Below are 24,886 nucleotides of genomic sequence, written 5' to 3' on the forward strand. Positions count from 1 at the left end.
GTATGTCCGACCATCGCAGACAGCCGGGCCGCCCATCCCCGACGGCCGGAGCATCCTCGGAAGGGCCGTCGCCATGCGCATCCTGCTCGTCGCCAGCGCCTACAACAGCCTCACGCAGCGGGTGCACGCCGAGTTGCGCGACCGCGGGCACGCCGTCGCCGTCGAGGTGACGCCCGGGAGCCACGACGTGGTCCGCGCCGTGGACCGGCACGCGCCCGACCTGATCGTGGCGCCCCTGCTGAAGACGGTCGTCCCCCGCGAGGTGTGGGCGACCCGGACGTGCCTGATCGTGCACCCCGGGCCGGTCGGCGACCGGGGCCCGTCCTCCCTCGACTGGGCGATCCACGAGGACGCCGAGGAGTGGGGCGTCACCGTCCTCCAGGCCGAGGAGGAGCTGGACGCGGGGCCCGTGTGGGCCACGGCGGCCTTTCCCGTGCCGCGGGGGGTGGCCAAGAGCGACCTGTACCGCAACGAGTTGTCCGACGCGGCCCTCGACGCCGTGCTGACGGCCGTCGAGCGGTTCGCCTCCGGCAGCCACTCCCCCGTCGACCAGCGCGGTCTGCCGAGCGCGCCCGGCGCCCGGAGCCGTCCCCCGATGCGCCAGGAGACACGCCGCATCGCCTGGGCCGACGACCCGACCGAGACCGTGCTGCGCACCCTGCGCGCCGCCGACTCCCAGCCCGGCGTCAGGGACGAACTGCTCGGCGCGGAGTGGTTCCTGCACGGCGGTCACCCCGAGCTCCGCCTGCGCGGACGCCCCGGCGAGCTGCTGGCGACCCGGGCGGGCGCGATCTGCCGGGCCACGGCGGACGGCGCGGTGTGGATCCCCGAACTGCGGGCCCGGACCGGCCCCGGCGCCGCGCGCGCCTGCAAGCTGCCCGCCGTGCTCGCCCTGTCCGGACGCCTGCCGCAGGTGCCGGACCTGCCCGCGCCGGTCCTGTGCCCCGAGTCCGACACCACCTGGTCGGACATCCGGTACCGGGAGGACGGCCCGGTGGGGGTGCTGTCGTTCTCCTTCCCCGGCGGCGCGATGTCCACCGACCACTGCCGACGGCTGCTGAACGCCTACCGCGCGGCCTGCGAGCGGCCCACCACGGTGCTGGTGCTCGGCGGCGCGCGGGACTTCTTCTCCAACGGCATCCACCTCGGCGTCATCGAGGCGGCACCCGACCCCGCCGCGGAGTCCTGGGCCAACGTCAACGCCATGAACGACCTCGTCGAGGCCGTCCTGACCACCACCGACCGTCTCGTCGTCGGCGCCGTCGGCGGGAACGCGGCGGCCGGCGGGGTCATGCTGGCGCTGGCCGCCGACGAGGTGTGGTGCCGCTCCGGCTCCGTGCTCAACCCGCACTACCGGCTCATGGGCCTGTACGGGTCCGAGTACTGGACGTACAGCCTGCCGCGCCGGGTGGGCGCCGCGACGGCACTGCGGCTCACCGAGGACGCGCTGCCGCTCAGCGCCGGGCGGGCCCGGGACATCGGCCTGGTCGACCGGGTGATCGAGTGCGCTCCCGCGGACTTCACCGCCGAGGTCACCCGGCTGGCTCACCACCTGGCCGGCTCGCCCGGCGCGCAGTCGTGCCTCGCCGAGAAGAAGGCCGAGTGCGAGCGCCGGGAGGCCGTCACCCCGCTGACCACGGTGCGCGAGCGGGAACTCGCGCACATGCACAGGATCTTCTTCGACCCCGACGCGCCCTACCACGCGCTGCGCCGGGCCTTCGTCCGCAAGGAACGCGCGTCGTGAACTCCCCCGAGGACCCCGTGACCACCGGCACGCCGCGTCCGCACACCCTGGTCGCCGGGGTCGGCAACATCTTCCTCGGCGACGACGGCTTCGGCGTCGAGGTGGCCCGCCGCCTGTCCGGACGGCCGCTGCCGGAGGGCGTCGAGGTCGCCGACGTCGGCATCCGCGGCGTCCACCTGGCCTACCGGCTCCTCGACGGGTACGACACGCTCGTCCTCCTCGACGCGACGGCGCGGGGAGGGGAGCCGGGAACGCTGTACCTGATCGACGCGGCGGCCGCCCGCCGGCGGGCGGCCGCCGGACGGCCTCGCCCTGGACGGTCACCGCATGTCGCCCGACGCGGTGCTCGCCCTGCTCGGCACCCTGTGCGCGGGCACCGGCGCCGCACCGCCGCGGCGCACGTGGCTCGTGGGCTGCGAACCCGGCGTCCTGGAAGAGGGCGTCGGCCTCAGCCCGCGGGTGGCCTCCGCGGTGCCCGGGGCGGTGCGCATGGTCACCGACCTGGTCCGCGACGGGGCCGTGGTCTGACCGCGGACCGTCACCACGGCCTCTCCGCCCGGCGTGCACCGAACGAGCTACGCGTCCGCCTCCCCCCTCCCCCCCGGCGCGCCGGTCGGCCGGCCGCCCCGGCCCCGCCTCTCATGGGCAGCACACCCACCCCCGGCCCAGGACGGAGCGGCGATGCACGAGATGTCCGTCGCCCTGCCGGTCGTGGACCACGTCGAGCGGGCGGCACGGTCCGGCAGCGCGCACGGAGTGCGCCGTCCGCATGGCCGCCGTCGATTTCGGCGGTGTGGTCAAGGAGGTGTGCCTGGAGTACCTGCCCGACCTGCGGGTCGGTGAGTACGCCATCGTCCGCGTCGGCTTCGCCCTGCAGCGGCTGGACGAGGGGTCGGCCCGCCGGACCCTGGAGCTGTTCGAGGAACTCGGCATGCTGCAGGAGGAGTTCGGCGATCCGTGGGAGCAGGCGGCCCAAGCCGCCGGTGGCGACGATCCCGGCGGGGAGGCGCGGCGGTGAAGTACATCGACGAGTTCCAGGACCCCGGGCCGGCGGCGCGCCTGCTCGACGACATCCGGGCCTCGGTGACCGGGCCGTGGGCGCTGATGGAGGTGTGCGGCGGCCAGACCCACAGCATCATCCGGCACGGCATCGACCAACTGCTGCCGGATGAGGTGGAGTTGATCCACGGCCCGGGCTGTCCGGTCTGTGTGACGCCGCTGGAGGTGATCGACAAGGCGCTGGCGATCGCCTCGCGGCCCGAGGTCGTCTTCTGCTCCTTCGGCGACATGCTGCGCGTCCCGGGCACGGGCCGCGACCTGTTCCAGGTCCGCAGCGAGGGCGGCGACGTCCGCGTGGTGTACTCCCCGCTCGACGCGCTGCGGATCGCGGGGGAGAACCCGGACCGGGAGGTGGTCTTCTTCGGCATCGGCTTCGAGACCACGGCGCCGCCCAACGCGATGACGGTGCACCAGGCCCGCAGGCGCGGCATCCGCAACTTCAGCCTGCTGGTCTCGCACGTCCGGGTCCCGCCCGCGATCGAGGCGATCATGCAGTCGCCGGACTGCCGCGTCCAGGGGTTCCTGGCCGCCGGACACGTGTGCAGCGTGATGGGCACCCGGGAGTACCCGGAGCTCGCCGAGCGGTTCCGGGTGCCCGTCGTGGTGACCGGGTTCGAGCCGCTGGACATCCTGGAGGGCGTGCGGCGGACCGTGCGGCAGCTGGAACGGGGCGAGCACACCGTCGACAACGCCTATCCCCGCGCGGTGCGGCCCGAGGGCAATCCCGCGGCGCGGGCGATGCTGGACGACGTCTTCGAGGTCGCCGATCGCGCCTGGCGCGGCATCGGGGTCATTCCCGACAGCGGCTGGCGCCTGTCGGCGCGTTACCGGGACCACGACGCCGAGCACCGTTTCCGGGTGGGGGACATCGCCACGCTCGAACCGGCCGAGTGCCGCAGCGGCGAGGTGCTGCAGGGGCTGCTGAAACCGCACGAGTGCGAGGCCTTCGGGACGACGTGCACTCCGCGCACACCGCTGGGGGCCACCATGGTGTCCAGCGAGGGCGCCTGCGCCGCGTACTACCTCTACCGGCGGCTGGACCTGCCGGCCCACCGGGAGAGCGCCGCCCGTCCGGTGCCGGTCCCCGCGCCGGCGGCCGTCGCACCGGCGGACGCGACCGTCACGGACCGGAAGGACGGCTCCGTTGTCTGAGACCACCGGGACCACCGGGACCACCGCGGCTGTGGACATGCTGTCCTGGACCTGTCCGGCGCCCCTGCGCGACCGGCCGCGCGTGGTGATGGGCCACGGCGGTGGCGGCGTCCTGTCCGGCGAACTCCTCGAGCAGGCCGTCCTCCCGGCGCTCGGCGGACCGGCCCCGGCCGCGCTGACCGACTCCGCCGTGATCGAGCTCGGCGGCGCGCGGCTCGCCTTCTCCACCGACTCCTTCGTGGTCCGGCCGCTGTTCTTCCCCGGCGGCAGCATCGGCGACCTCGCGGTCAACGGCACGGTCAACGACCTCGCGATGAGCGGGGCGCGCGCGGCCTACCTCTCGTGCGGCCTGATCCTGGAGGAGGGCGTCGAGATCGACACCGTCACCCGGGTGGCCGAGGCGATCGGTGGCGCGGCCCGTGCCGCCGGGGTGCGGGTGGTGACGGGTGACACCAAGGTCGTGGAGGCCGGGCACGGTGACGGTGTGTACGTCAACACCTCGGGCGTCGGCGTGGTCCCCGCCGGGGTCGACCTGCGCCCCCAGCGCGTGGTCCCCGGCGACGTCGTCCTGGTGAGCGGCGCCGTCGGCGTGCACGGCGTGGCCGTCATGAGCAGGCGCGAGAACCTGCGGTTCGACGTCGAGGTCGAGAGCGACTGCGCACCGCTCGGCGGGCTCGTCGAGGCGATGCTGTCGGTCACCGCGGACCTGCACGTGCTGCGCGCCCCGACCCGCGGGGGTCTGGCCGCCTCGCTCAACGAGATCGCCGCGGCCTCGGGGTGCGGGATCGTCGTCCAGGAGCGCGCCGTCCCCGTGCCCGCGCCGGTGGCGAGTGCCTGCGCGATGCTGGGTCTGGACCCGATGTACGTGGCCGACGAGGGCAAACTCGTCGCCTTCGTGCCCCGGGAGCACGCCGACGCGGTTCTGGCCGCGATGCGGGCGCACCACCTGGGTGCCGAGGCCGCGGTCATCGGTGAGGTGGTCGCGGACCACCCGGGCATGGTCGTCGCGCGGACCGGGCTCGGGGGCACGCGGGTGGTGGACATGCCGATGGGCGAACAACTCCCGCGCATCTGCTGACCCGGCCGACCGCGGCTTCCGCGTCCGCCCCGCGGCCGACCTTTCAGGGAGTGATGGTTCGACTATACTGAGTTACACACTTCTGTGATCGAAAGCGGTTCGACATGACGGTTGTGCGCAGGCCCGATGTCATGACGGCGGCCGCGACCGCCCCCTCCACGGAATCCGGCGCGTCCCCGGTCAACTCGCACAACGAGTGGGATCCGCTGGAGGAGATCATCGTCGGGCGCCTGGAGGGCGCGACGATCCCGTCGAACCATCCCGTCGTGACCTGCAACATCCCCCGGTGGGCGGCGCGCGTGCAGGGGCGCGCCGCCGGCCTGAGGTACCCGCGCGTCCTGGTCGAACGGGCGCAGCGGGAGCTCGACGGGTTCATCGCCCTCCTGCAGTCCCTCGGCGTCACGGTCAGACGCCCGGACGCCGTCGACCACCGGCAGCGCTTCGGCACCCCCGACTGGTCCTCGCGCGGCTTCTGCAACAGCTGTCCGCGCGACAGCATGCTCGTCGTCGGCGACGAGATCATCGAGACGCCGATGGCGTGGCCGTGCCGGTACTTCGAGACGCACTCCTACCGCACGATCCTGAAGGACTACTTCCGGCGCGGCGCGCGCTGGACGGCGGCGCCGAGGCCGCAGCTCACCGACGAGCTGTTCGAGGCGGACTTCAGCGTGCCGGCGGCGGACGAGCCCCTGCGCTACATCCTCACCGAGTTCGAGCCGGTGTTCGACGCGGCGGACTTCGTGCGCGCCGGACGCGACCTCTTCGTGACGCGGAGCAACGTCACCAACGCCATGGGCATCGACTGGCTGCGCCGCCATCTGGGATCCGGCTACCGCATCCACGAGATCGAGAGCCGGTGCCGCACGCCGATGCACATCGACACGACGTTCGTCCTGCTCGCGCCCGGCAAGGCGCTGGTCAATCCCGAATACGTCGACGTCGACCGCCTGCCCGACGTGCTGGACTCCTGGGACGTCCTGGTCGCCCCCGAGCCGGACCCGATCGACGACCGCCTGCTCAGGATCACCTCCATGTGCGGCAAGTGGCTCAGCATGAACGTCCTCATGGTCGACGAGAAACGGGTGATCGCGGAGCGGCACCACACCGGCATGCTGCGCGCGCTCGAGCGGTGGGGATTCGAACCGATCCCGTGCGACCTGCTGCACTACGCGGCGTTCGGCGGCTCGTTCCACTGCGCCACACTCGACGTCCGGCGCCGCGGCACGCTCGAGTCCTATTTCGACTGACCGGCCGGCCGTACGGGTCCCGCGCCGGGTCAGAAGGCCACCGGCGCCGCGCCCCGCTCGGCGGTCAGGCGGACGCTCCGTCCGTGACCGCAGCGGACGATCCGGTCGCCGAGGCCGATGCGGTCGGCCTCGGCGAGGAAAGCGGACAGCGGAGAGCGCATCACCGTGTAGTCGTGGTAGTGCACGGGCAGGACCAGCCGCGGGTCGAGGCGCCGGGCGAGCTCCGCTCCCTGCGCGCCGTCCATGGTCACGACGAAGCCGCCCGGGAGCCTCGTGCCGCCCAGGTGGAGCACGGCCAGATCGGCGGCCGGGAAGCGTCGCGCGATCTCCTCGATGCCGTCGTACACCAGCGTGTCGCCGGACACGTACAGCCGGAGCCGGACCGGTCCCCCCGCGGGACCGAATTCCAGCATGCTCCCCATCACCGGGGGCAGCAGACCGCGCAGCAGCCGGTTGCCGGCGTGCCGGCCCGGCAGCGCCGTGACGGTGACCCGGTGACCACCGCGCTCCACGGCGAGCCCGTGCCAGGTGCGCAGCCCCGCCGTGCGGCGGAAACCGTGCAGGACCCTGAGGCGGCGGGCCGCGTGCGGCGTGGTGAGGACCGGCACCTCGTGATCCAGCTGCCGGCTCGTCCGGCGGTCCCAGTGGTCGCCGTGGAGGTGCGACAGCACCACCGCGTCGAGGCGGGGGAGGTCACCGATGCCGATCGCCGGTTCGGTCAGGCGCCGGCTCAGCAGTCCGTACCCGAGGTAGGCGTACTCCCCGCGGTGCAGGAAGTTCGGATCGGTGAGCAGGGTGAGCCCCCGGTACCTCATCAGGAGCGTGGCGTTGCCGACGAACGTGACGGTGACCGCCTCGTCCGTGAGGTCGCCCGGATTCCGTGCCATGGCCATCCCCTCCGTCGGGACGGGGGCCCGTCGCACCGCCCGCCCGCGCTGCTCCCCCCTCCTGCCCGAGGTACCCATGGGCGCCGTGATCACTACGCCGGGGACGGACGGCGGCCCGCACGGCGCGCGGGCCGATCACCGGTGACGTCGCCGCCCCCTTCCACGGGATGCGTCCTCCGCTCCGGGTACCCGGTCCGCCGCACGGCCGGACACGAGGCGTCCGGTTCGGAAGACGTGAGGGGACAGGCATGCGACTGCGGGATCAGGTGGTGGTGGTGACCGGGGCGTCCGGCGGGATCGGGCGGGCCACGGCCGAGGCCTTCGCGCGCAAGGGCTGCGCCGTGGTGCTGGCCGCGCGCCGCGAGGAGGCGCTGGAGGCGGCGGCGCGGGACTGCGCGAGGCACCGCGGGGCACGGACCCTGGTCGTGCCGACCGACACGACGGACGCCGAGGCGGTCGAGAACCTGGCGCGCCGCGCCGTGGAGGAGTTCGGCGGCATCCACGTCTGGGTCAACAACGCGGCCGTCAACACCTTCGGCCGGTTCGAGGACGTACCGCTCGAGGACTTCCGCAGGGTCCTGGACGTCAACGTGATGGGCTACGTGCACGGGGCGCGTGCGGCCCTGCGGGTGATGCGGGAGCAGGGCAGGGGAACGCTGATCAACATCTCGTCCGTCGTGGGTGCCGTCACCCAGCCGTACAGCCACCCGTACGGCATGTCGAAGCACGCCGTCCAGGGACTCGGGTCGAGCCTGCGGCAACAGCTGCGCGTGGAGGGGGTGAAGGGCCTCCACGTGTGCACCGTGATGCCCGCGACCATCGACACTCCGCATTTCCAGCACGCGGCCAACTTCACCGGGCGCAAGGTGGTCGCCATGCCGCCCGTCTACAGCCCCGAGCGGGTGGCACGCGCCGTCGTGAAGCTCGTCCGCCACCCGCGCCGCGAAGTGGTGGTGGGTCCCGCGGCCCGTGCCCTGGTACGGCAGTCCCGGACGGCGCCGGCCGTCGCGGAGCGGGTGATGGCACGGCAGACGGAGAAGACCCACCTGTCGCGCAAGGAGGAGGCCCCGGCCACGCACGGAGCCGTGCACGTACCGGCCGCCGGCGAGGGATCCGTGCACGGCGGCTGGGGCGGGCGGCGGCGCACCGCGGTGCGCCGGACGGCCGTGGTCGCCGCGCTGGCGGGAGCGGCCGTGACCGCGGGGCGCCGGATGGGCCGCGGCGCCACGGGCTGCTGACCCCGCCGGTTGCGCGCGTGCCGGTACCGGCGCTCCGGCGCCGGTACCGGCACGCGGCCGCCCCGCGCGGCCGTCCGACGGTGGTTCCGGTGGCGCCCCCGCAGCACCGGGACGGCGGCCTTGACGGACGGTCACGCGGCCCGTCTCGCGGTGGATCCGGGCAGTTCCGGCCCGTTCACCCGAGTGGGTGGAACATTCGACCGTTCGGCCGAGGTGCGGCCCACAGAGGGCGATGGCGTCGGACCGGCGGGACTACTTTCCGTGGGGTTGGTTACGCGTCGCGCGGGCGAGGGCCCCGCGGTGCGAGGCACTGGCAGCGGATCGCCGGCCGTGTCGAGCTGTTGGATGAACGCTGCGGATCGAGGAAATTGATGGCGACACACACCGAACCGGTGGCTCCTGTTCCGGCGGGCGAACGTCACACCAGGGGGCAGGTGATCGTGTCGTGGGTGACCACGACGGATCACAAGAAGATCGGACACCTCTACCTGATCACGTCGTTCGCGTTCTTCGTGATCGCCGGGGTCCTGGCGATGGCGATCCGGGCGGAGCTGGCCCGGCCGGGTATGCAGATGCTGTCCACCGAGCAGTACAACCAGGCGTTCACCATGCACGGCACGATCATGCTGCTGCTGTTCGCCACGCCGACGTTCGCCGGTTTCGCCAACGCGATCATGCCCCTGCAGATCGGCTCCCCGGACGTCGCCTTCCCCCGGCTGAACATGCTGTCGTACTGGCTGTTCGCCCTGGGCGGCCTGATCGCCGTCTCCAGTTTCCTCACCCCCGAGGGCGCGGCCGACTTCGGCTGGACGGCCTACTCACCGCTGAACGACCAGACCCGCAGCCCCCAGCTCGGCGCCGACCTGTGGATCATGGGGCTGGCGCTCTCCGGTTTCGGCACGATCCTCGGCGCGGTCAACTTCATCACCACCATCATCTGCATGCGCGCCCCCGGCATGACGATGTTCCGGATGCCGATCTTCACCTGGAACGTGCTGCTCACGTCGGTGCTCGTGCTGCTCGCCTTCCCCGTGCTGGCGGCGGCGCTGCTCGTGCTCGAGTCGGACCGGCGCTTCGGCTCCCAGGTGTTCAACGCCGAGAACGGCGGGGCGATCCTGTGGCAGCACCTGTTCTGGTTCTTCGGGCATCCCGAGGTGTACATCCTCGCCCTGCCGTTCTTCGGCGTGATCAGCGAGATCATCCCCGTCTTCTCCCGCAAACCGATCTTCGGCTACATGGGGCTGGTCGGCGCCACCATCACCATCGCCGGGCTGTCGGCCGTGGTGTGGGCGCACCACATGTTCGCGACCGGCGCCGTGCTGCTGCCGTTCTTCTCCTTCATGAGCTTCCTGATCGCCGTGCCGACGGGGGTGAAGTTCTTCAACTGGACCGGCACCATGTGGAAGGGCTCGCTGTCCTTCGAGCCCCCGATGCTGTGGGCGCTCGGCTTCCTTGTCACCTTCCTGTTCGGCGGCCTGACCGGAGTGCTGCTGGCGTCGCCGCCCCTGGACTTCCACGTGACGGACTCGTACTTCGTCGTCGCCCACTTCCACTACGTGGTCTTCGGCACCGTGGTGTTCGCCATGTTCGCGGGATTCAGCTTCTGGTGGCCCAAGATGACGGGCACGATGCTCAACGAGCGCCTGGAGAAGATTCACTTCTGGTCGCTGTTCATCGGCTTCCACGCCACCTTCCTGGTGCAGCACTGGCTCGGCGCCGAGGGCATGCCCCGCCGCTACGCCGACTACCTGGCCGCCGACGGGTTCACCGCCCTCAACACCGTCTCCTCCATCGGCGCGTTCCTGCTCGGCCTGTCCACGCTGCCCTTCCTGTACAACGTGTGGATGACCGCGCAGAAGGGCGAGAAGGTCGAGATCGACGACCCCTGGGGCTTCGGCCGCTCCCTGGAGTGGGCCACCTCCTGCCCGCCGCCGCGCCACAACTTCGTCACGCTGCCCCGGGTCCGCTCCGAGTCCCCCGCCTTCGACCTGCACCACCCCGACGTGGCCCAGCTGGACGAGAAGGAGAACGTCGGCAAACGCGACGTGATCGACGCCGCCGGGCACGAGAGCGACAGATCGTGATCAGGGGCCGGGGCCCCCGTCCGGAGGCCGGTGAGGTCTCGGCGCTCGTCGCGGAGGCGGAGGGCCACCTCATGGCGCAGGCCCACATCGACGAGGCGCGGCGCGAGGCCGAGGAGCTGTGCGCCGGACTGCCGTGGCTGACGTCGGCCCAGGCCGAGGACCTCATGCACCGTTACGTGCAACGGCGTCTGGACTTCACCCGCCGCATGCTGCGCAGCACGGTCGAACGCGCCGCGCAGCTGCGGCAGGAGTACGAGGCCCGGTACGCCGCGCTCCGGCGCGACCTGTTCAGGCGCCATGTCGTCTGCGCCTGCGCCGTCCTCGCCTGCGCCGGCGCCCTGAGCACCCTCGTGGGCCTGCTCGTCCGCTGACCCCTCGGGCGGGGGCGGAGGTGCCGGGGCGGCGCGAACGGTGGCGCCGTCAGGGCCCGGTGGTCCGGGCCAGGACGCCGGTCACCTCCCGGCGTATCGCGTCCCGGGCCGCCGCCGGGAGTGCGCCGAGGTCCGTGCGGTCCAGGGCGTGCAGCACCTGTTCGGGCCCGGTGTGGCAGGGGGCGCTCCCGGTGACGACCTCGTAGCCGTCACGGACGGCGACGTTCAGGTGGTGCCGTCCGCCGTCGTCGGCGTGGACGGCGGTGGCGACGACGAGCGGCGGCGGTCCGCCCGGCTCCCCCTCCCCCTTGTGGTAGCCGCTGGTCACGGGAGCGCTCCAGCGCAGGCCGAGCAGCAGGTGACGCTTCGCCACCACTTCGGCCAGATCGGTCTCGTAGGCCCCGTCCCGGTCCAGCACGGTCGCCCGCGCGTTCAGCACCAGGGCCGCGGGGAGCAGGCAGCGCAGCGTGCTGCCCACGATGTTGCCGCCGACCGTGGCCGTACGCCGCACGGCGCCGGTGCCCACGGTGGAGGCCGCACGGCGCAGCACCTCCGGCAGGCGGCCGTCCACCTGGTGCAGCAGCACGGCCGCGCCCAGCGCCTCGTGTCCGATCACGTTCGCCTCCGGCAGGCGGCGCAGGGACATCGCCTGCTCGGGGAAGCCGTCCCGCTGCCAGAGGGCCCACACGAGGGTGGCCCCGCCGACCGGTACCGCTCCCTCCGCCAGATACCGCTGCGCTTCGGACAGGGACGTGGGCAGACGCAACAGCACGGCGGTCGACCTGCTTTCCTTGACATCGGCGGCTGGGCACGGCACTTCGCGGGATGATCAGGGGCACTGCATTGTCCGCAGGGTCACGGGGGCGCGTCCAGGGCTCACGCACGCACCGTGTGCGCCCGCCGGGTGCGCGGGGGACCTTGCGCACGGTCGGTCGCGTGCTCCATGGTTGACGCGCGTCACATGGCTCGTCACCCAGCTCGACCACCCGTCCCGGAACCGGAGATCACATGTTCAGACGCGCTGCACGACTCGTTCTCTCAATTGTCATGCTCATGGCTGGTGCGTTCGTGGGAACGGTCGCCACCGCGGGGACCGCGCACGCCGACGGCTGCTACACCTGGACCCGCACCCTGTCCCAGGGCGCCTCGGGCGCCGACGTCACCCAGCTCCAGATCCGGCTCGGCGGCTACCCGGGCTACGGTTCCGTGCTGGCCGTCGACGGCGAGTTCGGGCCGGCCACCACGGCCGCCCTCAAGCGCTTCCAGTCGGCGTACGGCCTGGCCGCGGACGGCGTGGCGGGCACGAACACCTACAACAAGCTGTACGCCCTCCAGGACGACGACTGCACGCCGATCCACTTCTCCTACAGCGAGCTGAACGACTGCAACTCCACCTGGTCGGGCGGTGCGGTCAGCGCCTCGACGGCCAAGGCCAACGCGCTGCGGACGATGTGGAAGCTGGAGGCCATGCGGCACGCGCTCGGCGACCAGCCGATCACCGTCACCAGCGGTTTCCGCTCCTACGCCTGCAACGACGCCGTGGGCGGCGCGAGCAGCAGCCGCCACCTGTACGGCGACGCGGCCGACCTCGGCGCCGGACCGCACTCCCTGTGCACCCTGGCCAAGCAGGCCCGGTACCACGGCTTCCGCGGCATCCTCGGCCCGGGCTACCCGGGGCACGACGACCACACCCACGTCGACCACCGCAGCAGCCAGTACTGGTCCGCGCCCACCTGCGGCATCTGAGCCCGCGACGGCGGCCGGAGGTCCGTAGGCGATCATGGTGGGCGACAGTCCGCGGGCGGGAGCAACCCGGTCCGGGTCCGGACCGTCCCACAGAGCGTCGGTCGCCCACCCATGAACGAACGGACCCATGAACGCCGCAACGCTGTCGGACGTCCTGCTGGACGCCGCCCACCGGTCCCCCGAACAGGTGATCGTCCACGTCCGTGGTGACGGCGGCGAGGTCGCCGTCACCTTCCGGCAGCTCCTGGCGGAGTCCCTGCGCGTCGCGGGCGGGTACCGCGACGCGGGAGTGGAGCCGGGCACCTGCGTACCGGTGCTCGCGGACCGCGGCGAGGACTTCCAGCCCCTGTTCTGGGGCGCCCTCGCGGCCGGTCTGGTGCCGGTGCCCCTGGCGCCCGACGTGCGGCGGGTCCGCCCGGTGTGGGAGCACCTCGGCCGTCCCCCGGTCGCGGTGGACGCGGGCTGCGCGCACGTGACCGACCGGCTCCCCCCGGACGCCCGCGTCCTGCGGCTGGAGTCGCTGCGGGAGTGCCGCGCCCTCGCCTCCCCCGTCGCACCCGTTCCGGGGGCTCCGGCCTTCCTCCAGTTCTCCTCCGGCAGCACGGGGGCGCCCAAGGGCGTGGAGCTGACCCACGCGGCCGTCCTGGCGAACCTGCGGCAACTGGCCGAGGCCTCCGCCCTCACCGAACGGGACGTGGTGGTCGGCTGGATGCCGTACTTCCACGACATGGGTCTCATCGGCACGCACCTGGCGCCGCTCGCCGCGCGGGCCAGGCAGGTGAGGATCAGTCCGCTCTCGTTCGCGAAGAACCCCCGGCTGTGGTTCGACACCGCCGCCGCGCACCGGGCCACGGTCCTGTCGGCCGCCAACTTCGCCCTCGCGCTGGCCGTCCGCCGGGTTCCCGAAGAGGCGTTCGCCGGGCTGGACCTGAGCACGGTGCGGCTGGTCCTGGTGGGGGCCGAGCCGATCTCGGCGACGGTGTGGCGGGACTTCGCGGCCAGGACGCGCGTGACCGGGCTGGATCCGCGTGCGTTGACGCCCGTCTACGGGCTGGCCGAGGCGACGCTGGCGGTCGCGTTCCCGCCGCCGGGCGAGGTGGCCGTCCCGGTGGCGCTGGAGCGCGGCGCCCTCAGCCGCGGCCGGGCGGTGGAGCGGGAACCGGGCGGCGACGCCGTGGAGCTGATGGACGTCGGCCTGCCGGTGCCGGGCTGCTCGGTGCGCGTCACCGACGACGCCGGCCGGCCCCTGGGCGACCGGCGGGTGGGACACATCGAGGTGCGCGGTCCGCAGGTCGCACGCGGTTACCACGGCCTGCCCGAGGCGACGGCCGAGTCCTTCGCCGACGGCTGGCTGCGCACCGGCGACCTGGGCTTCCTGCGGGACGGCCGGCTGTGCGTGAGCGGGCGCCACAAGGACGTCCTCTTCGTCAACGGCCGCACGTTCCACGCCCCGGACATGGAGGAGGTGGCGGCCGCCACGCCCGGGGTGCCGCCGGGTACGACGGTGGTGGTCGGGTCGACCGACCCGGTGACCGGCGGCGAGCGGGTGGTGGTGTTCGTCTCCTGGGCCCGGCCGCCGCGCACCGCGGCCGAGGTGCTCGACCGGGTCGCGCGACGGGTCCGCGCGGCGCTGGGCCACGACGACGTACGGGTGCTGGCGCTGCCGCCGTCCGCCTTCCCCCGCACCACCAGCGGCAAGGTGCAACGGCAGCGGATGCGGGCGCGGTTCGAGGCGGGGCGGTACCGCCCCGCGGCCTCCTCCGGCACGGACGGGGGCGGGCCGGCCCGTGAGCCGGCGCAGGCGTCCCGGCGGCCGTCCGGGGCCGGGGCGCCGGTGCCCCGGTCCCGCGCGGAGGTGCGGCGCGTGGTGCGGGAGGTCTGGGCCCGGGTGCTGGCGCTGCCGGAGGAGTCGTTCGGGGACCGGGACCGGTTCACGGAGCTGGGCGGCGGCTCGCTGAAGGCCATGGAGGCGCTCGCCGAACTGGAACGGGCCCTCGGGGTGGGCCTCGCGCCGGCCGTGCTGCGCGACGACACGGTCGCCGGCCTCACCGACCGTCTCCTGGACGCCGTCGCGGACACGGCGGGACGGCGGGAGCCCGGCCACGGGGCACCGGCCGGGCGGCCCGGGCCGTCCCGGGCCGGCCGGGCGCCGGCGACCGCCGTGGTGGCTCTGGCCTGCCGGTTCCCCGGGGCGAGTACGCCGGAGGAGTTCTGGGACCTGCTCGCCGCCGGCCGTGACGCCGTGACCCCGGTGCCCGCGGGCCGCTGGGACACGACCCGCCCGGCCGGTGGGGCCGGAGCGACGGCGGAAGGACACTGGGGCGCCTTCCTGGAGGACCCCGCCGCCTTCGACGCCGACCACTTCGGGATCGGCGCCGAGGAGGCGCGCGCCCTCGACCCGCAGGCACGCGTCTTCCTCGAACTGGCCCACGAGGCACTGGAGCGCGCCGGATACGCCGGGCCCCGCCGCCGCGGCCTGCGGATCGGCGTCTTCGCAGCCGTCGGCGACAGCGGTCACCGGCAGGTCCTCGCCGGCGCCGGTCCCGGCGGTGCGCCGCCGGCCGGGACCGCCGCCCTGACCGGCAGCCTCCCCGGCCTCGTCGCGGCCCGCGTGGCGCACTGCCTCGACCTGGACGGACCGGCGCTCGTCGTGGACACCGCCTGCTCCTCCGGCCTGGTGGCCCTGCACCTGGCCCGGCGCAGCCTCGCGGACGGCGAGTGCGACCTCGCCGTCGTCGGAGGCGTCAACCTGCACCTCACCCCGGCCGCGCACGAGGCGCTCCGGGCGGCCCGGGCGCTGTCGCCGACCGGCCGCAGCCGTGCCTTCGCCTCGTCCGCCGACGGCTTCGTACCGGGCGAGGGCGGCGCGGCCCTCGTGCTGCGGCGCCTCGCGGACGCCCAGCGGGACGACGACGAGGTCCTGGCCGTCGTCCGCGGCACCGCCGTCAACAACGACGGCACGTCGCTGAGTCTGCTGGCGCCCAACCCGCTGCGCCAGCGCGAGGTGATCGGCCGGGCCTACGAGGACTGCGGCGTCGACCCGGCGTCGGTGACGTACGTGGAGGCCCACGGCACGGGCACCGCCGTCGGGGACCCGATCGAACTGCGGTCCCTCGCCCACGCCTTCCCGCGCCGCCCGGACGGCCGGCCCCGGCTCCTCGGCTCGGTGAAGACCAACATCGGGCACCTGCTGAACGCCGCCGCGCTGCCCTCCGTGGTGAAGGTGGTCCTGGCCCTCGGGCACGGCCGGCTGCCGGCCTCGTTGCACCACGACTCCCCCTCCCCGGCGGTGGCGGAGTCGGGGTTCGCGCTGGTCACCGAGTTGAGCGACTGGGAGTCGTCCGGACCGCGCAGGGCGGGCGTCAACGCCTTCGGCTTCGGCGGCACCAACGCGCACGCCGTCCTGGAGCAGGCCCCGCCCGCCCCGCCGCGCGCCCCGCGTCCCGGCGGCGGCGGCCCGCACCTGCTGACCCTGTCGGCGGGCAGCGCGGCCGGGCTGCGCGCGTGGGCGTCGCGTCTCGCGGAGCACCTGCGCGACCACCCGGAGCTCGACGAGGGCGACGTCTGCCTGACCGCGGGCACGGCACGCGACGAACGGCCCCACCGCCTCGCGCTCGTGGCCTCCGGCGACCTGCGCGAGCGGCTCGCCGCGGCGTGCGCCGCCGACGCGCCGGCGCGGCGGGGCGTGTTCTCCGGGACGGTGACGCACCGGCCCCGGACCGTCTTCGTCCTCCCCGGCCAGGGCGACCTGCGGCCGGGGTGGGGCCGGGCCCTGTACGCGACGGCACCGGTCTACCGCGAGACGCTCGACGAGGCGTCGGCGGCGGCCGGAAAGGTCCGTGGGCTCACGCTGACGGCCTGGTGCGTCGACGGCGACGTGACCGCGCGGGACCTGGCCGCGACCGAGGTGGCGCAGCCGCTGCTCGTCGCGCACGGCACGGCCCTCGCCCGGCAGCTGATCGCGTGGGGCGTGCGGCCCGACGCGGCCGTCGGACACAGCGTCGGCGAGCTCGCGGCCGCGTGCGTCGGCGGGATGCTGTCGCTGCGCGAGACGGTGGCGTTCGCGGCGGAACGGGGCCGCCTCATGGGCGGGGCGACGGCACCGGGCGCCATGGCGGCCGTGCGGGGCGCCGAGGAGCGGGAGGTGGCCGCCCTGGTGGACGCCTTCCCCGGTGAGCTCGCGGTCGCGGCGTACAACGGGCCCGGCCGTCCGGTGCTCTCCGGCACTCCCGAGGCGGTCCGCCGGGCGTGCGGACTGCTCGCCGAGCGGGGCGCGACGGTCCGCCCGCTGCGGGTGTCGCGCGCCTTCCACTCCCCGTTGATGGAGCCGGTGGCGCAGGCGCTGACGGACGCCGCGCGGAAACTGGCGCCGTCGGCGCCCTCACGCGCGGTGATGAGCACGCTCACCGCCGCGTGGCAGCCGCGGATGGACCCGGACCACCTGCGGGAACACGCGCTGCGGCCGGTGCTGTTCGGCCGGGCCGTGGCGCGCCTGGTCGACGAGGGATACGACACGTTCGTGGAACTCGGCGCGGGAGGGAGCCTCGCGGGTGCGATCCGCGCGGTCGCCGCCCGTCACCGGGCGGGGGGAACGGACGGTACGCCGACCGGACCGCAGCCCGCGCGTGGGGAGGCGCCCGGCGGCGGGGTCCTCGTGGTGTCCGCGCCCGCGGAACCGGACGCGGCGGACGGCACGCCGGGCGGGGCGGTGGAGCTGGCGCGGACCGTGGCGCGGCTGTGGGTGCGGGGCGTGGCGGTGGACCGTACGGCGTTCGGCGCGGGGCGGCGGCGGGTGCCGCTGCCGCCCTACCCGTACCGGCGGCGCGGGTACGGGCCCGAACCGGCGGCCCACCGGTTGCTGCACGACGTCGTGTGGCGGCCGGCGCCGCCGTCCGGTGACGGACCGGCCGTCCCCGTCGTGGTGAGCGGGGTGGACGCGGCGGCGGTGCGCCGGCTGGCGGACGGTCTCACGGCCCGGGGCGTGCCGGCGGTCGCGGAGGCGGACGACGTGCGCGCCCCGCGGACCGTGGTCCTGCTCGGCGGACCGGCCCGGCCGGGAGCGGCCGCGGACCTCGGCGCGGGGCAGCACCGGGCCGTCACGGCGTTGCGCGGGGCGCTGGCCCTGCTCGACCGGACGCGGGCGCGCCGCCTGCTGGTGGTGACCGAGGACGCGCACGTCACCGGTCACGGCGCGGAGCGCGCGGACCCGGCGCAGGCGGTCCTGGGCGGGCTGGCCCTGGCGGTGCCCGGGGAGTCGGCGGGGGTGGTCGCGAACTGGGTCGACCTCTCCTCCCTCGACGACGAGGAGCAGCGGCTGCGGGCGCTGGTCGCCGAGTCGGCGGAACCGCAGGCGGCCGGGGCGGTCGCCTGGCGGGGCGGGGAGCGCCTGGTACGGCGTGCCGTGCCCGGGGCGGAGGGGGCGCCGGGCGGTGCGGACCGGCTGCCCGCCGACGGCACGTTCCTGATCACGGGGGGCGCCGGGGGGATCGGGTCGGCGCTGGCCCGGGAGCTCGCGGACCGGGGCCGGCCCGTCCTGGTGCTGGCGGGGCGCTCCCCGCGTCCGTCCGAGGGGCTGCTGGAGGAGCTCACCGGTCTGGGGGCCGAGGCCCGGTACGTCGCGGCCGACCTCACCGTGCCCGACGACGTCGAGCGGCTCGTCGCCGCGCTGCCGCCGCTGGACGCCGTCTTCCACGCGGCCGGTGTCGTCCGGCCCGGCAGTCTGCGCGGGACGGACGTGCGGGAGCTGGTGGACGCGCTGGGGGCGAAGACGCTCGGCACCGCCCTGCTGGCCGAGGCGCTGGAGCGCCACGGGCAGCGTCCCGGGGTGTGCGTCGCGTTCTCGTCGGTGGCGTCGGTGCTGCCGGGCCTGGCCGGCGCGCTGGGCTCCTACGCGGCGGGGAACGCCTACCTCGACGCCTTCGCCGGCGCGGAGCGCCTGGCCGGCCGGCCGTGGCTGTCGGTGAACCTCGGGCCGTTCGCGCAGACGGGTCTCGCCGCCGCGGGCGCCGGTCTCCTCGCGGACGCCGCGGGCCGGCCGCTGCCGACCTCGCCCGCGCTGGCCGCGCTGCGGTCGGCCTGCGGCACGGACGTGTCCCAGCTGGTCCTCGCCGACCCGACGTCCGTGCGCTCTCCGGCTCCCCCGCCGCGTCCGGCGCCCGTGCCGCGTCCGGCGCCCGTCCCTCCGGCCGGGCGGCCCGCGGCCGCCGGGAGGGCCGGCGGCGCGGACCGGCCTCCGGCTCCGTCCGGTACGGCCGCCGTGCTGCGCGAACTGCTCGGGCGGTCCCTGGGGATCCCGGCGTCGGCGGTCGACGACGACACGCCGTTCCCGACCCTCGGCCTGGACTCGCTGGGCGCCGTCGACCTCGTCAGGCGGCTGGAGCGGAAGCTGGGGCGGGAGATGCCCGCCACGCTCTTCTTCGAGCACCGGACGGTGCGCGAACTCGCCGCCCACCTCGACCTGGTGGCCCCGGGCCGGCCCGCCGCGCCGGCGCCGTCCGCCGCGTCCGCCGAGGACGGCGCGCCCTTCGCCCTGACGCCCGTGCAGCTCGCGCTGTACACGAGCAGCCTGCTGCACCCGGACGTCCCGGCACGCGGTCATCTGCGGCTGACGATCCGCGGCCGGCTCGACACCGGCCTCCTCGTCCGGGCGTTGTCGGCGCTGGCCGAACGGCACGGCGCGCTGCGGCTGCGCGTGGACGGCTCGGGCGTGCCGCCGGTGCAGCGCGTGGCGCCGCCGGTGCCGCCGGCGGACTGGTTCGAGGTGCGCGAGTGCGCCGCCGGGGACGTGGCCGGCATCGAGTCGGCCGTGTGCAACCGGCCCTTCGACCTGACCGCGCGGCCGCCGGTGCGCGCCGTGCTGCTCCGCGAGGAGCCGGAACTCGCGCACCTGCTGCTGGTCGTGCACCACGCGGCGGCCGACGGGTACAGCCTCAACGTCCTCGCCGAGGAACTGTGGGACACGTACACCGCGCTGTGGCGCGGGGAGCACGACCGGCGGGCGCCGGCACCGGACTTCGCGCGGTACGCGGTGAGCGCGCCGCCTGCCGGCTCCGGCGTGCCGGACGCCGGCCTGCGCCACTGGGCGCAGCGGCTCGCCGCGCGCGGCGAGCCGCTGCGGCTGCCCTACGACGGTGATCCCGGCGCGCCCGCGACCGGTCCGATCCTGCAGCACCACGGCGAGCTCGACGCCGGGCTCGGCGCCGGCCTGGAGCGGCTGGCCGCCGCGCACGGCGTGTCCCTGTTCCACCTGCTGCTCGCCGCGTACGCGCGCTGCCTGGCCCGGTGGACGGGGCGCCGGGACATCGCCGTGAACGTCGCCAGGGCCGGCCGCGAGGGCCGCTTCGACGGTGTGGAACGGCTCGTCGGTCCGCTCGCCGACACCCTTCCGCTGCTGTGCGAGGTGGCCGACGACGAGCCGGTCGTGGCGCTCGCGCAGCGGGTGCGGGAGCTGTGGCTGGAGTGCGAGCGGCACGCCGGACCGAGCAGCCTCGACCTGGCCGGACTGCTGCCCGGCGCCGGTGACGGGCCCCGCACGGTGAGCCCGGCGGGCTTCAGCTTCGCCCGTTTCCCGGCCCGGCTCGCCGCCGGCTGCCCGGTGGAGGTCCGGGCGACCGCGGCCGGCACCGGGTCGGCCGCGACCCGTCTGACCCTGCTGTGCTGGGCGGACGGTCCGGTGCTGCGCGTGTCGTGGAACTTCCCGGCGCCGCTGTTCGAGCGGACCACCGTGGCGCGTCTGGACCGGGAGTTCCGCGCGGAACTGGCGGCGGCGCTGCGCGCTCCGGACGAGCCGGCCGTGCCGTCGCCGGACCGCGGCGTCACCGCCGCGCGAGCCGACGGGAGCCTCCCCCTGGTCGCCCGGCTGCTCGACCGGTTCCGTGCCGGCGCCGACGCGGTCGCCGTCGACGCGGGCGACGCGTCGCTCACCTACCGGGCCCTGGACCGCGCCTCCGGACTGCTCGCGGCGCGGCTGCGCGCGCTCGGCGTGGGCCCGGGCGACCTGGTCGGGCTGCTCACCGAGCGCGGCGCGGACACGGTGGTCGGTGTGGTGGGCGTGCTGCGCGCCGGGGCCGGCTGGGTCCCGCTGGACCCGGACCACCCCGTGCCGCGCCTGGCCGACCAGCTGGCCCGCACCGGCGCCGGCACCGTGGTGTGCCACTCCCCCACCCGGCACGCCGCCGAGGCCCTCACCGGTGTACGGGTGGTGGCACTCGACGACCCGGCGCACGACGCGGGTCCCGCGGCCGTCCCCGCGTCCTGCGCCCCTCCTGCCGCCCCCGTGCCCGACGCCGGGGCGGTCGCGTACGTCATCTTCACCTCCGGTTCCACGGGGCGGCCGAAGGCCGTGCCGATCACCCACCGGGCGATGGAGAACTACCTCGACTGGGCCGTCGCCGCCTTCGGCTACGGGGCCGGCGACCGCCTCGCCCAGACCGCGTCGCCGTGCTTCGACGCCTCGGTGCGCCAGTTGCTCGCGCCGCTGCTGGTCGGCGGCACCGTGGTGACCGTGGAGCGGGACCTGCTGCGGGATCCGCAGCTGCTGCTGGAACACGTGGAACGGACGCGCGTGACCGTGTGGAGCTCGGTACCGACGCTGTGGGAGCAGTTGCTGTCCGCGGCCGAGGAGAGGGCGGCGCGCGGGGCGGGGCCGGCGGACCTGTCCGCGCTGCGCTGGGTGCACGTCGGCGGTGAGGCGCTGCCCGTGGAGCACGTGCGCCGGTGGTTCGACCTGTTCGGGAACGGCACCCGGATCGCGAACCTGTACGGGCCGACCGAGACGACCGTCAACGCCACGTGCCACGTCATCGACGCGCGTCCCGGGGACGAGGTGCGGCGGCTGCCGATCGGACGCCCCGCGGCCGGTGCCGAACTGGAGGTCGTCGGTGCCGACGGCACCCCGTGCGCGGTGGGCGAGCCGGGCGAGCTCCTCATCTCCGGTGCCGGCCTGACACCGGGTTACCTGGACGAACCGGAGCTGAACGCCCGGGCGTTCACGCGGCGCGCGGGGCGGCGCTGGTACCGCAGCGGGGACCGGGTGCGCCGGTCGGCGGACGGCACCCTGGAGTTCCTGGGACGGGTCGACGACCAGGTGAAGATCCGCGGGAACCGGGTGGAGCCGGGTGAGGTCGAGGCGGCGCTCCAGCGGTGTCCCGGCGTGGCGAGGGCCGCGGTGCTCGCGCACGAGGGGCGCCTGGCCGCCTTCGTCACCGCCCGGGCCCGGACGGGGCGGCCGGACAGCAGGGAGGTGCGCCGGCATCTGGCCGGACTCCTGCCGTCGTACATGGTCCCGGCGCGGATCACGGTCGTCGACGCGCTCCCGCTGACCGGTACCGGCAAGGTCGACCGCTCGGCCCTGGTCGGCCTGCTCGGCCCCGGCGGCCTGAACGGCCGGTCCGGCGCGGGAGGCGCGGGGGCCGCGGAAGGCTCGGGAGCCGCGGAAGGAGCGGAAGTCGTGCCGCCGGGGGCGGAGCGGGCCGTCCCCGCCCGTCCCGGGGCGGGGGCCGACGGCGGGGGGACCCCTCCGGCCACGGCGACCGAGCGGCGACTGGCGGCGATCTGGTCCGGCGTGCTGCGGGTGGCCCCCGTCCACCGGGAGGACGACTTCTTCGACCTGGGCGGTGACTCACTGCTCGTCCTCCAGGTGTTCGCCCGGCTCGCGGAGCGGGAGGGACCGCTGCCCCGGCCGACGGTGATCTACCGTCACCGCACCCTGGCCGCGCTGGCCTCGGCCGTGGACGCGGTCGCCGCGGAGCGGGACTCCACGGCCGTCGCCGCCCCGCCCCGTCCGGCGGGCGACGCCCGCCTCGCCCCGTTCCCCGTCACCCCGGGCCAGCGCGGATTCCTGCTCGCCGAGGCGCTCTCGCCGGGCGGCGGGACGTGGCTGGCGCGGCTGCGGCTGTCCGGTCCGCTCGATCCGGACGTCTTCCAGGCGGCGGTGGATCTGCTGGTGGAGCGCCACGGCATGCTGCGCACCGTCTTTCCGGCCGGTGCCCGGCCGCCCGTCCAGCAGGAACTGCCCCGGTCGCTGCGTCTGCCGGTGGACTTCGAGACGGTCGCCGGCCCCGCCGAGGTGGACGAGCGCGCGGCGGCCGAGGCCGTCCGGCGCCTCGAACCCTGGGCCTGGCCGCTGCTGCGCCTGCGGGTGCTCACCCTGGCCCCGCACGAACACGTCCTGCTCGTGCACGCACACCACCTCATCGGCGACGGGTACAGCGCGGCGCTGCTGACGCGGGAGCTGACCGAGGCGTACGGCCTCCTGGCCGACGGCGGCACGCCCCGGCCGCCCGCGCCGCGGTCGGACTTCCGTGACCACGCCCTGGCGCGGGCCGAGGTCCCGCGGGAGACCGGCGCCGCGACGGCGGAGCACCGGGCCCGGGCGGCCCGGGTGTGCGCCCCGTACCGGCCGCCGGCGCTGCGTGCCGCCGTGGCGGGCGGGGGCGGTGCGGCCCCGCGCGGTGACGTCCGTTTCCACTCGGCGGAGTTCACGCTCGACGCGCCGCTGACGGCCGCGTTGCGGACGCTGGCCGCGTCCGCGCGCACCACGCTGTACGCGCCGCTGCTGACCGCCTACTACCAGGAACTGACGGCGGTGACCGGCCGGCCGGACCTGATCGTGGGACTGGCGGTCAGCGGCCGGGACCGGGCGCTGCCCGACGCCCACCGGGTCTTCGGGCCGTTCGCCGCCGCCGTACCGGTACGGCCCGCGGGGGCCGCGGAGAAGCCGCTCACGGACGGGGACTTCGCCGGCGCCCTGCGCCGGATCGCGGCGGAGGCGGAGGACGCGCGTGCCCATGAGGACGTGGTCCCGCGGCGTGCCGACGGGCTTCCGTCGACCTCGCAGTTCTTCTTCACCTTCCTCGACTTCGCCGCGCTGGCTCCGGTGGACGGTGGCGCGCTGCGGGTGTCGTGGGAGGCGGGGGACAGCGCGTTCCTGCCGCCGTCGTCCGCGACGGACGTGTTCCTGGCGGTACGGCCCGACGGCGACGGCCTGCGGGTGACGGTCCGCGGTGCCGCCGCGGCGCTCCCGCCGGCCGCGCTCGACGACTTCGCCGGCTCGGTGCGCGAGCGTCTGGTGCGGGCCGCCGCGGACGTGCGGGGCGTCGCGCCGCGGGCCGGGAGGCGGCAGGAGGCGATGGACGCCGCCCTGGTCGGGTACCTGCCCGCGCCGGAGCACCTCGCGCGCCTGGCGGGCCTGCCGGAAGCCGCGCTGCCGCGCGACGAGATACGTGCCCTGCTGTTCCCCGACGGCGCTCCGCGCCTGCTCGAGACGGTGCGGACACCGCTGGGCCGCTCGGGCTTCGTCTGCGTCCCGCTCTTCGCCGACGAACTCGGCCGGGACGCCGCCCTGGTGTCCCGCACCGCTCGCGCGGTGTCGCTGGCCTCCTCGCGGGGCGCGCGGTGCGTGTCCCTCGCGGGGATGATCCCGTCGCTGACCGGCTACGGCTTCGACGTGCTGCGGTTCCGGCGGTATCCGGCGGCCGTGACGACGGGGCACGCGGCGACGGTGGTGTCGGTGGTCAAGGCCGTGCACGCGGCGCTCGACGCCACGGGCCGGGAACTGGCGGACCTGGAGGTGGCGTTCGCCGGGCTCGGTTCGATCGGCGCGTCCTCGCTCGAACTGCTGCTGGCGCTGGCCGACCGCCCGCCACGGCGTCTGCTGCTGTGCGACGTGCGGGGCAGCGGGCCGCGGCTGAGGGAGCTGGGCCGCCGGCTGCGCGCGCGGGGGCTGGCCCGCGACGTGGAGGTCGCGGAGACCCGGCGGATGCTGCCGGACGCGGTCCACGGTGCGGATCTGGTGGTGACGGCGGTGAGCGGGACCGCCGCGGTGCTCGACGTCGACCGGCTCCGGCCGGGGGCCGTCGTGGTCGACGACTCCTTCCCCCACTGCTTCGACACCGGGCGGGCCCTCACCCGCATGCGGGAACGGGGCGACGTCCTGGTCCTGGGCGGCGGGCTGCTGCGGGTCGGGCACACCGAACGGGAGGTCGCCGCGGACCTCCCGGCCGCCGCGGCGGCCGGGTATCTCGCCCAGCCCTGGATCGAGGGCACCCTGGCGTCCTGCCGCACCGAGTCCCTGTTGCACGCCGCGGGGCACGAACTGCCCCTGGTGCACGGCCTGGTGGACGCGGCGGTGGCGCGGACCTACTGGGAGGCCGTGGAACGAGCCGGGGTCACGGCGGCGCCCCTGCACCTGCTCGGCCACACCGTCGACGGGGGGCGTTCGGGCGGAGTGCCGGCGCGGGGGTAGGGCCTTCCTGACCCGGCCGGGCCCGGGCCCGGCCGG

12 protein-coding genes and 1 pseudogene are annotated in these 24,886 nt (G+C 75.4%); 11 read left to right on the forward strand and 2 right to left on the reverse strand.

The window, feature by feature from the left end; all coding sequences use genetic code 11:
• Positions 1 to 73 precede the first annotated feature (73 nt).
• The 6 genes and pseudogenes from GL259_RS04230 to GL259_RS04255 all read left to right on the forward strand — a co-directional run bounded on the left by GL259_RS04230 (position 74) and on the right by GL259_RS04255 (position 6,280).
• Positions 74 to 1,744, forward strand: a complete 1,671-nt coding sequence (locus GL259_RS04230) for a hydrogenase maturation protein (protein ID WP_159529296.1) — start codon at positions 74 to 76, stop codon at positions 1,742 to 1,744.
• 17 nt (positions 1,745 to 1,761) lie between these two features.
• A pseudogene (locus GL259_RS04235) lies at positions 1,762 to 2,272 on the forward strand (hydrogenase maturation protease).
• A gap of 241 nt (positions 2,273 to 2,513) precedes the next feature.
• Positions 2,514 to 2,762: a HypC/HybG/HupF family hydrogenase formation chaperone gene (locus GL259_RS04240; RefSeq protein ID WP_159529298.1), complete on the forward strand. Its 249-nt coding sequence runs from the start codon at positions 2,514 to 2,516 to the stop codon at positions 2,760 to 2,762.
• Entirely contained in the window at positions 2,759 to 3,955 is a 1,197-nt protein-coding gene (gene hypD, locus GL259_RS04245; protein ID WP_159529300.1) for a hydrogenase formation protein HypD, read from the forward strand. The genes GL259_RS04240 and hypD overlap by 4 nt, the downstream gene beginning before the upstream one ends.
• 37 nt (positions 3,956 to 3,992) lie before the next feature.
• On the forward strand, positions 3,993 to 5,033 hold the full coding sequence (gene hypE / locus GL259_RS04250) for a hydrogenase expression/formation protein HypE (RefSeq protein ID WP_159538366.1): 1,041 nt from the start codon (positions 3,993 to 3,995) through the stop codon (positions 5,031 to 5,033).
• Positions 5,034 to 5,164: 131 nt separating this feature from the next.
• Positions 5,165 to 6,280, forward strand: a complete 1,116-nt coding sequence (locus GL259_RS04255) for an amidinotransferase (protein ID WP_208026429.1) — start codon at positions 5,165 to 5,167, stop codon at positions 6,278 to 6,280.
• A gap of 29 nt (positions 6,281 to 6,309) precedes the next feature.
• On the opposite strand, the gene GL259_RS04260 is transcribed toward GL259_RS04255, so the two are convergent.
• The gene (locus GL259_RS04260) at positions 6,310 to 7,167 is read right to left on the reverse strand and encodes an MBL fold metallo-hydrolase (protein WP_159529303.1); all 858 of its coding nucleotides are present in this window, start codon (positions 7,165 to 7,167) and stop codon (positions 6,310 to 6,312) included.
• 248 nt (positions 7,168 to 7,415) lie between these two features.
• Between GL259_RS04260 and GL259_RS04265 the strand changes: the two genes are divergently transcribed.
• The 3 genes from GL259_RS04265 to GL259_RS04275 all read left to right on the forward strand — a co-directional run bounded on the left by GL259_RS04265 (position 7,416) and on the right by GL259_RS04275 (position 10,860).
• A complete protein-coding gene (locus GL259_RS04265; protein ID WP_159529304.1) occupies positions 7,416 to 8,405 on the forward strand; it encodes an SDR family oxidoreductase in 990 nt (329 codons plus the stop codon).
• 371 nt (positions 8,406 to 8,776) lie between these two features.
• Positions 8,777 to 10,489, forward strand: a complete 1,713-nt coding sequence (gene ctaD, locus GL259_RS04270; RefSeq protein WP_208026430.1) for a cytochrome c oxidase subunit I — start codon at positions 8,777 to 8,779, stop codon at positions 10,487 to 10,489.
• The gene (locus tag GL259_RS04275) at positions 10,486 to 10,860 is read left to right on the forward strand and encodes a hypothetical protein (RefSeq protein ID WP_159529305.1); all 375 of its coding nucleotides are present in this window, start codon (positions 10,486 to 10,488) and stop codon (positions 10,858 to 10,860) included. Before ctaD ends, GL259_RS04275 begins: the two co-directional genes overlap by 4 nt.
• Positions 10,861 to 10,909: 49 nt before the next feature.
• On the opposite strand, the gene GL259_RS04280 is transcribed toward GL259_RS04275, so the two are convergent.
• Positions 10,910 to 11,632 (reverse strand): FAD binding domain-containing protein, encoded by a 723-nt coding sequence (locus tag GL259_RS04280; protein ID WP_159529306.1) that lies wholly within the window; start codon positions 11,630 to 11,632, stop codon positions 10,910 to 10,912.
• A 236-nt stretch (positions 11,633 to 11,868) separates the two neighbouring features.
• On the opposite strand from GL259_RS04280, the gene GL259_RS04285 reads away from it, so the two are divergent.
• Entirely contained in the window at positions 11,869 to 12,606 is a 738-nt protein-coding gene (locus tag GL259_RS04285) for a D-Ala-D-Ala carboxypeptidase family metallohydrolase (protein WP_159529307.1), read from the forward strand.
• 127 nt (positions 12,607 to 12,733) lie between these two features.
• Positions 12,734 to 24,850, forward strand: a complete 12,117-nt coding sequence (locus GL259_RS04290; protein ID WP_159529308.1) for a non-ribosomal peptide synthetase/type I polyketide synthase — start codon at positions 12,734 to 12,736, stop codon at positions 24,848 to 24,850.
• Positions 24,851 to 24,886 lie beyond the last annotated feature (36 nt).

Source organism: Streptomyces sp. Tu 3180, from assembly GCF_009852415.1.
GTDB lineage: Bacteria > Actinomycetota > Actinomycetes > Streptomycetales > Streptomycetaceae > Streptomyces.

Excerpts from the sequence above, each read along its gene's own strand:
- GL259_RS04290 (WP_159529308.1), top strand. The coding sequence starts at position 12,734 with ATGAACGCCGCAACGCTGTCGGACGTCCTGCTGGACGCCGCCCACCGG.
- hypE (WP_159538366.1), top strand. The coding sequence starts at position 3,993 with ATGCTGTCCTGGACCTGTCCGGCGCCCCTGCGCGACCGGCCGCGCGTG.
- GL259_RS04265 (WP_159529304.1), top strand. The coding sequence starts at position 7,416 with ATGCGACTGCGGGATCAGGTGGTGGTGGTGACCGGGGCGTCCGGCGGG.
- GL259_RS04230 (WP_159529296.1), top strand. The coding sequence starts at position 74 with ATGCGCATCCTGCTCGTCGCCAGCGCCTACAACAGCCTCACGCAGCGG.
- GL259_RS04260 (WP_159529303.1), bottom strand. The coding sequence starts at position 7,167 with ATGGCACGGAATCCGGGCGACCTCACGGACGAGGCGGTCACCGTCACG.
- GL259_RS04240 (WP_159529298.1), top strand. The coding sequence starts at position 2,514 with ATGGCCGCCGTCGATTTCGGCGGTGTGGTCAAGGAGGTGTGCCTGGAG.
- ctaD (WP_208026430.1), top strand. The coding sequence starts at position 8,777 with ATGGCGACACACACCGAACCGGTGGCTCCTGTTCCGGCGGGCGAACGT.
- GL259_RS04285 (WP_159529307.1), top strand. The coding sequence starts at position 11,869 with ATGTTCAGACGCGCTGCACGACTCGTTCTCTCAATTGTCATGCTCATG.
- GL259_RS04255 (WP_208026429.1), top strand. The coding sequence starts at position 5,165 with ATGACGGCGGCCGCGACCGCCCCCTCCACGGAATCCGGCGCGTCCCCG.